The sequence below is a fragment of the Thioalkalivibrio sp. ALE22 genome (genome assembly GCF_000381445.1).
Taxonomy (GTDB): Bacteria; Pseudomonadota; Gammaproteobacteria; order Ectothiorhodospirales; family Ectothiorhodospiraceae; genus Thioalkalivibrio.
This window is the reverse complement of sequence record NZ_KB906502.1, coordinates 279,447-287,331: the sequence shown is the minus strand read 5'-3', so window position 1 is coordinate 287,331 and position 7,885 is coordinate 279,447. Positions and strand designations below refer to the sequence as shown.

The following is a 7,885-nucleotide window of genomic DNA, read 5'->3' as shown; positions in this document are numbered from 1 at the left end:
CCATGTCCGGGCGGCCCCAGGGGCCGTAGACGGTGAAGAAGCGCAGGCCCGTGACCGGCAGGTCGTAGAGGTGGCTGTAGGTGTGCGCCATCAGCTCGTTGGCCTTCTTGCTCGCGGCGTAGAGCGACAGCGGGTGGTCGACGTTGTCGTGCACCGAGAACGGCATGGTGGTGTTGGCGCCGTAGACCGAGCTGGAGCTGGCGTAGACCAGGTGCTCCACGCCGTTGTGGCGGCAGCCCTCCAGGATGTTGCCGAAGCCGACCAGGTTGGTGTCGACATAGGCCGCCGGGTTCTCCAGCGAGTAGCGCACCCCGGCCTGGGCCGCCAGGTTTACCACCCGCTGCGGACGGTGCTCGCGGAATACCCGCTCCATCGCGGCACGGTCGGCGATGTCCTGCTGCTCGAACACGAAGTGCTGGCGGGCGGCCGGCAGGGCGCGGATGCGGTCCAGACGCGCCCGCTTCAGGCCCGGGTCGTAGTAGTCATTCAGGTTGTCGACACCGATCACGGTGTCGCCGCGTTCCAGCAGGCGCAGGGCCAGGTGGGAGCCGATAAAGCCGGCTGCTCCGGTGATCAGGACTTTCATGTCGCCTCTACCTCGATGAATGGCGGCCGTTCGCGGCCCTCCGGCAGCGCTGCGAATGCGGCGTGACGGAGGTCCGGGACAGTCGCGCATGGACGGAACGCGATGGATTCAAGCACCGCCGTTCGCGGGCCCGCAACGCCGTTTCCGGGAAACGTGAGGTCGATCCGTCGAAGCTGTGAACGGGCCCGTAAGTTTCGGATCCGGGCGTTGTCGAGGCAGGGGGAGACGCCGATATTCTGCGCCAGTTCGGCGACGATCCGGGTCATTCGTGACACGGTTGGCACCATCCGCTAGAGGGTGCGCACGCGCTCGCCATGACGAATCAAGCCGCGCGACTGGTTGCACCACGGGTGCTGCGGCAACGCGATAAAGAGGACGATCCATGAACGAGAAACCCGCCGTACGCTGGGCCCTGGCGCTGGTCATGGGGATGACCCTGGGCGGCTGTGCCTGGGCCCCGGGTGGGCATATCTCCGAGCGCAGTTCCAGCGCCCCGATCGAGGACCTGGTGGATATTGAACCGATCACGTTCGGGCTGATTCGGGCACAGGAGGGACGCTCGGTGCCCCCGGATCTGCGCCGCGTGAGCGACGAGCTGGCACAAGATGTCGACGCGTACGACTACCGCGTGGGTCGGGGCGATGTGCTGGCGATCATCGTCTACGAGCACCCGGAGCTGACCATCCCGGCCGGGAGCGAGCGCTCCGCCGTGGAATCGGGCAACACCGTGCATTCGGACGGCACGATCTTCTATCCGTACATCGGCCGGGTGCATGTCGAGGGGCGCACGGTCGCGGAGGTCCGCGACCTCATTGCGCGTGATCTGGCGGCATTCGTGAACGAGCCCCAGGTCGAGGTTCGCGTGGCCGCATTCAACTCGCAGAACGTGCGGGTGACCGGCGAGGTGCGCGAGCCCGGTGTACAGCCCGTCACCAATGTCCCGCAGACCGTCCTCGATGCGATTCAGCATGCCGGTGGGCTGGCGGACTCGGCTAACTGGCACGAGGTCATCCTGACCCGCGACGGGGAGGAGATCGTCATCTCGCTGTACGACATGCTGCGCCATGGGGACATGTCGCAGAACCGGCTGCTGCGTGACGGCGATGTCCTGCACATTCCGGATACCGCGGGCCAGCAGGTCTACGTGATGGGGGAGGTGGGCGATCCCCAGCGTCTGCCGCTGGGGCGGGGCCAGGTCACCCTGATGGATGCCCTCAGCCAGGCCGGAGGATTTAACGAAACCCGCGCGGACGCCAGCGGGATCTTCGTGATCCGCCGGTCCCCCCCGGACAGCGACAAGCTCGCCACCGTGTATCAGCTGGATGCACGCAATGCCTCGGCCCTGATGCTGGGTGCCGAGTTCGAGCTCGAGCCGCTGGACATCGTCTACGTCACGACCACGCCGCTCGGGCGCTGGAACCGCGTGATCAGCCAGCTCCTGCCCACCGTGAGCGCGGTCTATCAGGCGTCCCGTACCACGCGTGATGTTCGCAACCTCGGGGATGACCTCTAGCCATGTTCAATCGGATTCTGGTGGTTTGTACCGGCAATATCTGCCGCAGCCCGGTCGGCGAGGCCCTGCTGCGCGACCGGTTGCCCGCACGCGAGGTGGAATCGGCCGGCCTCGGGGCGGTGGTCGGGGAGGGCGTCCACCCCGAGGCCCGGCGTCTGGCCGAGGCCGATGGGCTGGATGTCGCCTCGCATGTGGCGCGACAGGTGGAGCCTGACTTCCTGCATCACGCCGACCTGGTACTGGTCATGAGCGAGAGGCAGCGTCAGGCGGTCGGGTCGCGCCACCCGGAGGTGCTGGGCAAGACCATGCGCTTCGGGCACTGGCTGGATGGGGGCGGGGGGCGCGATATCCCCGATCCCTACGGCAAGAGCCCCGAGGTCTTCGAGCAGACCCATGCCCTGCTCGTGGAAGCGGCCGAGGCCTGGGCACGCCGCCTCAATCGATGACTCTAGATACAGGTACATACCGATGACCCGGAATCATTCCCCCGGCACGCCGGAAGGCGAGCTGGACATTGGCCGGCTGCTGGGCCAGCTGCTCGACCACAAGTGGTGGATCCTGGCGATCACCGCGATGTTCGCCGTCGCCGGCGCGGTGCACGCGATTTTGTCGACCCCGATCTACCGCGCCGATGCCCTGGTGCAGGTGGAGGACATGGGGCGTTTCAGCAGCCCCCTGGCGAACGTGCGCGAAATGCTGGGCCAGGAGCCCCGGGTCGAGGCCGAGCTGCAGATCCTGCGTTCGCGCATGGTGCTCGGGCGCGCGGTCGACCAGGAATCGCTGGATCTGGAGGTGACGCCCCAGCGCATGCCGGTAGTGGGCGACTATCTGGTGCGCCGCGGCATGGAGCGCCCCGCCTTCGCCGGCTCGAGCGTATGGGCCGGAGAATCGATTAATGTCGGCGAGTTCCGGGTGTCCCAGGCCTACGAGGGACAAACCTTCACGCTGGAGGTGCTGGACGGCGACCACTACCGGCTCCTGGGCGGTGATCGCGACCTGGGCGAGGGCCGCGTTGGCGAGGATGCGGAGTTTCTTGACGGGGCCGTGCGCCTGCGGGTGGCGGAACTGGACGCGGCCCCGGGGGCTCGCTTCGACATTCGGCGCCGTTCCCGCCTGGCCGCGATCAACGCCCTGCGGGCCCAGTTCGATGTCGGACAGCAGGGCCGCGAGAGCGGCGTGTTCAGTCTCGCCCTGACCGACCCGGATCCGGATCGGGCGCGCCGCATCCTGAACACCATCAACCAGATCTATCTGACACAGAACATTCAGCGCAAGGCCGCCGAGGCCGAGAAGAGCCTCGAGTTCCTGGAGGAGAAGGTCCCGGATGTCCGCGGGCAACTGCAGGAGGCCGAGGATGCCCTGAACGACTACCGGATGGAGCGGGACAGCGTGGACCTCTCGCAGGAGACCCGCACCGTGCTCGACCGGATCGTCAACCTCGAGCGCCAGCTGAACGAGCTGGAATTCGAGGAGGCCGAGATCTCCCGGCGCTACACGCCCAGCCATCCAACCTATGCGGCCCTGATCGAGAAGCGTCAGAAACTGCAAAGCGAGCGCGACCGGCTGAACCAGGAGGTCGGGGCGCTCCCGGAGACCCAGCAACAGATCCTGCGGCTGAACCGCGATGTCGAGGTCAACCAGGACATCTATGTCCAGCTGCTCAATCGTATGCAGGAAATGGATATCGCCCGGGCCAGCACGGTTGGCAACGTGCGCATCCTCGATGACGCCCAGGCCGGGTTGTCGCCCGTGGAGCCCCAGCGGCGGATGATCGTGATGCTGTCCACGGTCTTCGGGGGGGGGCTGGCCATTGCGCTGGTCCTGGTGCGCGGGATGCTGAACCGCGGCGTCGAGTCGCAGGAAGAGATCGAGGGCATCGACCTGCCGGTGTATGCCAGCGTGCCGCGATCCCGGCAGCAGGAAAACCTGTTGCGTCGGGTCAAGCGGCGCCGCCAGCCGCGCGGCTATGAGGTGCCGGGGGGCGTGCTCGCCTCGATTGACCCCGCCGACGATGCGGTCGAGGCCCTGCGCGGCCTGCGCAGCAGCCTGCACTTCGCGATGCTCGAGGCGGCCAACAACCGACTGGTGATTACGGGGCCGAGCCCGGACGTGGGCAAGAGCTTCGTGTCCGTAAACCTCGCGGCGGTCTGTGCCCAGGCGGGCCAGCGGGTCCTGCTGGTGGATGCGGATCTGCGCAAGGGTCACGTGCACCACGCCTTCGGGCAGCGCAGCGACGGTGGGCTGTCGGAATACCTGGGCGAGCGCGAGTCGCTGGACGGCATCGTGCGTCGTACGGAGGTCGAGGGGCTGCATTACATCGCGCGCGGCAGCGCGCCCCCCAACCCCTCCGAGCTGTTAATGGGAGACCGTTTCAGCCGCCTGCTCGATCAGGTCAGCCGCGCCTATGACCTGGTGCTGATCGACACGCCGCCGATCCTGGCGGTGACCGACGCCGCCGTGGTGGCCCGCCAGTGCTCGACCACGCTGATGGTCGTGCGCTTCCAGCTGAACCCGCTGCGCGAGATCGACTCGGCCCGGCGCCGCCTGGAAGCGGCCGGTGTGGATGTGCGTGGGTGCATCCTGAACTCGATCGAGTACAAGGCCTCGACCAGTTACGGGTATGGCTATTACCACTACTCCTACAAGTAGCAGGCGGTAACCGCGCGCCCGGGCCCGAACGGGCCTCAAGCGGAGCTCCGGCACCTGCCGGGGCTTTTTGCTGGAGGGGGAGCGGAAGGAAGGCGGCGCGGTGGGGCGTGCACGTTCACCGGGTGCGCTATTCGAGCCGGTGCCGGGGTGCCCGCGACGGCCTATGTGTCGGCTGCCGCCGGGGGGCGTCGGTGTGCCGCGGTCCAGGGAAAAGGGCGATTCGCAGCCCGGGGACCCGAAGGGACGAACCCGGATCTAACGCCAGGTGGCGTCGGGGTCGTCCCAGTAGCGGCCGATCTGGCGTTCCTCGGTGATGTCGAACAGCTGATGGCGCCGGTTGAGGCGCGCGCCGCCGTCGCGGGTCAGCGGCTGCCAGGCGATGTTGGCCCGGTTGCGGCTGGAGGTGGAGAAGAACGAGTCGTATGGCACGGACAGGTACAGGCCCTTGTCGAAGCTGCCTTCCCCGAAGTCGTCGCCCGCGTCGGTGAATGTGGACCAGGCGCCGACCACTACGCCATTGTCGAACTCGCGCGAGAAGTCGAGGGTGGTCCCGATGTCGCCCGCGAGGTAGCGGCCTACGCTGACCCGCGCATGGATGTCCTGCACACCGGTGTCGAGGTAGGAAGTGACATGTCCGGTGACCTGTTCGTAGTCGCGCAGGCCGAACTGCTGGTCGAACGCGCGCTGGCGGACCCAGTTGGCATCCAGTCCGACGGCCCAGCGGCTGTTGAACGGTCGGTACAGGACCTCGCCACCGATGCCGGCGTACATGGTCTCCAGCAGGCCACCGTAACCCATGGCGTACCAGTCCTGGCCAAGGCGCTGGGTGTGGGTGGCCTGCAGATTGGAGATCCCCACATCCGTCTCGGCCAGGTAGTCGCCGATGTGTGTACGCACGCGGGGCAGTTCCGAATCGGCGATGTAGTCGTAGTTCTCCAGGTTGTCCAGCAACGTGGTGGACAGCATGGACGAGATCCAGGTGCCCTGGCTCAGGAAATAGCTGGCGTCGAGATAGGCCGAGAGGCGATAGAGATAGCCATCCGGTCCGCCGAAGTTCTGTTCCAGCGAGGGCCCCATGCCCCACTCGAAGCGGCGCGGTTCGGCCTCGTAAAGGACGTCGCCGCGTTCGTGGTCCGAGGGTTTGGAATCGCGTACCCGCACCCCGTGGCGGTAGTCGGTCTCGTGATCGGCCGAGGCCAGGGCGCGGCCAAAGGCCTCGCGATCGTGCAGGCTCTCGCGCAGATCGAGCCCGAGGGTCTGCCAGCGGTACTGGAAGGTATGAATGCCGGCGTCGGCCTGGGCCTCCAGCAGGCGATTGGCTCGGCCTTCGGACTGCTTCAGGTCGCGGAAACGGCTGGGCTGGCCGGTCACTCGGAGGGTGTCGCCGACCTGGCGAATCTCGGTCACGTGAATCCCGGCGTTGGCATTGAGGTCAGCCGCGACCGCATCCCAGTCGCGTCGCTCCAGATGGGCGGGTTCGACCGGGGCCGGGTCATCGGCCTTGGGCTGTGACAGCCGGGCCAGGTTGGTCGTGAAGTGCAGGCCGACCATGGCGGTATTGCCGCGTTCCCAGCCGGCGTGCAGCTCCACGTTGCGGGTCAGACGCAGGCGGGCGCCGAAGTTGAAACGCGAGTCCTGCTCCTGGGCATTGCTCTGGGGTTCGTGCTGATAGGTGTTGCCCTCGTACTCGACCTGCAGCAACAACCGGTCCCAGGGGGTCTGGTACTCCACCCCGCCGAAAACGGCGGCGGGCCCGCGGAACATCTGGTGTGTGGCGACCTGCCCGCCCTGTCCGCCGCCGGCGGACCGTGGGCGGGTGTCGAAGCTGTCGTGGATCCAGCCCAGCGGCGATTCGATGTCGCCATGGTTGCCCAGATAGCCCCAGCCAAGGCCCAGGGAGAAATCGAGATTATTCCAGCGCTTGTTCGCGACCAGGTACTCCCCGCCGAAAAGGGTGGTGCCGCCAAGGTCCTGGAAGCCGACGGCGATCTCCGGGATGTAGCGCGTCTCCTGCTTCAGGCGCAGCTTCAGGTCCGCCCCCTTGTCGATGTTGTAGCGGTCGTCGTCACCGGCCGCCAGATAGGGTCGGTTTTCCACCTGGACATAGCGGAACCCCAGTTCCATCCAGTCCATCGGCTGGACAAAGACGCTCCAGCGGCGATAGGGGAACGTCCGGTTCCAGCCCGCGGCGAAATGGCCGGCGTCGCCGGTGCGGGCGGTGGGCGTCTGCAGCAGGCCGATGCCGCCGGTATCGCGCTGGCCCTGTCCGAGTCCGAAGTCGTCGGCCTGGGCCGCGGGTATGCCCAGACCGATGAGTACGGCAACCACCAGGCTGCGGCGGCGCTGGGGGAGTGCGGGTGGATTCATGGCAGGGTCCGTAGGGTGCAGTCGTCACCCGGCAGGCGGGTGGCAAGAAAGCGGGGCAGGCGCTGGTTGAGGAGGTCGCCTTCCAGGGTTCCGCCCAGGTCGCGGATGTTGAGGTGTGCCATCACCCGGGTTCCCGGGGCGATCACGCTGTCTTCCCGGTTCCAGGGGGCGATCCCGAACACATGGACCTCCCCGAGCGGGGTCACCACGGCGGCGGTATCGGAGCCGCGAACGGCAGTGCGCGACGGTTGCCCCAGCAGGTCTTGCAGGGTCATGCCCGGCCGCCATTCGTAGCGCTGGACCCCCTCCATGGACCACAGCTCCACCCAGTCGGGTGGCTTGCAATAGCCGATGTGTGCCAGGTCGGCCGTGGCCGGCGCGTGGCGCAGGTTCGCCAGGAGCCAGGGCAGGTCGAGACGTTCCGCGCTGCGCGCCCTGGGTGCGGGCTCCATTGATTCGACAGTTCGGCTCCAGTCGTTGAGAGCGCGCGCCGTCTGCGGGCGTCCGGCGATATCCATGGTCTGTCCGATCAGTTCGATCTCGGCCAGCAGTCGCTTGCGCTCGTGGTCCACGGAACGTTTGTCGCGGCTGCGCAGGCCGAAGCTGTAGGCCCAGTCGATCGGTTCGGACCGCTCGCCCTGCCAGGCGACCCAGTGGTCGGGGAGGGGCGTCCCGGCCGGTGCCGTGTCGGCCTGGCCAGCCGCCGGGATCAGGACCAGCCCGCAAAGGACCGGCCAGAAAAGGCGCAATGGCTTCTGCATGAGGTCTCC

General features: G+C 67.4%; 7 protein-coding genes. 3 read left to right on the top strand and 4 right to left on the bottom strand.

The genetic code is table 11. The features are described 5' to 3' along the window. Both F793_RS0106160 and F793_RS13985 read right to left on the bottom strand, forming a co-directional pair. A partial coding sequence (locus F793_RS0106160; protein ID WP_019592786.1) for an NAD-dependent epimerase/dehydratase family protein occupies positions 1 to 586 on the bottom strand: 586 nt, incomplete at its 3' end. Next, positions 583 to 852, bottom strand: a complete 270-nt coding sequence (locus F793_RS13985) for a hypothetical protein (RefSeq protein WP_155985249.1) — start codon at positions 850 to 852, stop codon at positions 583 to 585. The genes F793_RS0106160 and F793_RS13985, both read right to left, overlap by 4 nt. Before the next feature lie 116 nt (positions 853 to 968). Between F793_RS13985 and F793_RS0106155 the strand changes: the two genes are divergently transcribed. Genes F793_RS0106155 through F793_RS0106145 form a run of 3 tightly spaced genes read left to right on the top strand, consistent with a single transcriptional unit; the run spans position 969 to position 4,748 of the window. Beyond that, positions 969 to 2,099: a polysaccharide export protein gene (locus tag F793_RS0106155; protein ID WP_018867565.1), complete on the top strand. Its 1,131-nt coding sequence runs from the start codon at positions 969 to 971 to the stop codon at positions 2,097 to 2,099. 2 nt (positions 2,100 to 2,101) lie between these two features. Further along, a complete protein-coding gene (locus F793_RS0106150) occupies positions 2,102 to 2,545 on the top strand; it encodes a low molecular weight protein-tyrosine-phosphatase (RefSeq protein ID WP_018867564.1) in 444 nt (147 codons plus the stop codon). Positions 2,546 to 2,567: 22 nt separating this feature from the next. Continuing rightward, the gene (locus tag F793_RS0106145) at positions 2,568 to 4,748 is read left to right on the top strand and encodes a polysaccharide biosynthesis tyrosine autokinase (protein WP_018867563.1); all 2,181 of its coding nucleotides are present in this window, start codon (positions 2,568 to 2,570) and stop codon (positions 4,746 to 4,748) included. A 255-nt stretch (positions 4,749 to 5,003) separates the two neighbouring features. On the opposite strand, the gene F793_RS0106140 is transcribed toward F793_RS0106145, so the two are convergent. Further along, positions 5,004 to 7,115, bottom strand: coding sequence for a YjbH domain-containing protein (locus F793_RS0106140; protein ID WP_018878549.1), 2,112 nt, complete (start codon positions 7,113 to 7,115; stop codon positions 5,004 to 5,006). After that, positions 7,112 to 7,876, bottom strand: a complete 765-nt coding sequence (locus tag F793_RS0106135; protein ID WP_018878548.1) for a capsule biosynthesis GfcC family protein — start codon at positions 7,874 to 7,876, stop codon at positions 7,112 to 7,114. Before F793_RS0106135 ends, F793_RS0106140 begins: the two co-directional genes overlap by 4 nt. Positions 7,877 to 7,885 lie beyond the last annotated feature (9 nt).

Coding starts and splice junctions, on each gene's coding strand:
- F793_RS0106145 (WP_018867563.1), top strand. CDS start 2,568: ATGACCCGGAATCATTCCCCCGGCACGCCGGAAGGCGAGCTGGACATT.
- F793_RS0106135 (WP_018878548.1), bottom strand. CDS start 7,876: ATGCAGAAGCCATTGCGCCTTTTCTGGCCGGTCCTTTGCGGGCTGGTC.
- F793_RS13985 (WP_155985249.1), bottom strand. CDS start 852: ATGACCCGGATCGTCGCCGAACTGGCGCAGAATATCGGCGTCTCCCCC.
- F793_RS0106150 (WP_018867564.1), top strand. CDS start 2,102: ATGTTCAATCGGATTCTGGTGGTTTGTACCGGCAATATCTGCCGCAGC.
- F793_RS0106155 (WP_018867565.1), top strand. CDS start 969: ATGAACGAGAAACCCGCCGTACGCTGGGCCCTGGCGCTGGTCATGGGG.
- F793_RS0106140 (WP_018878549.1), bottom strand. CDS start 7,115: ATGAATCCACCCGCACTCCCCCAGCGCCGCCGCAGCCTGGTGGTTGCC.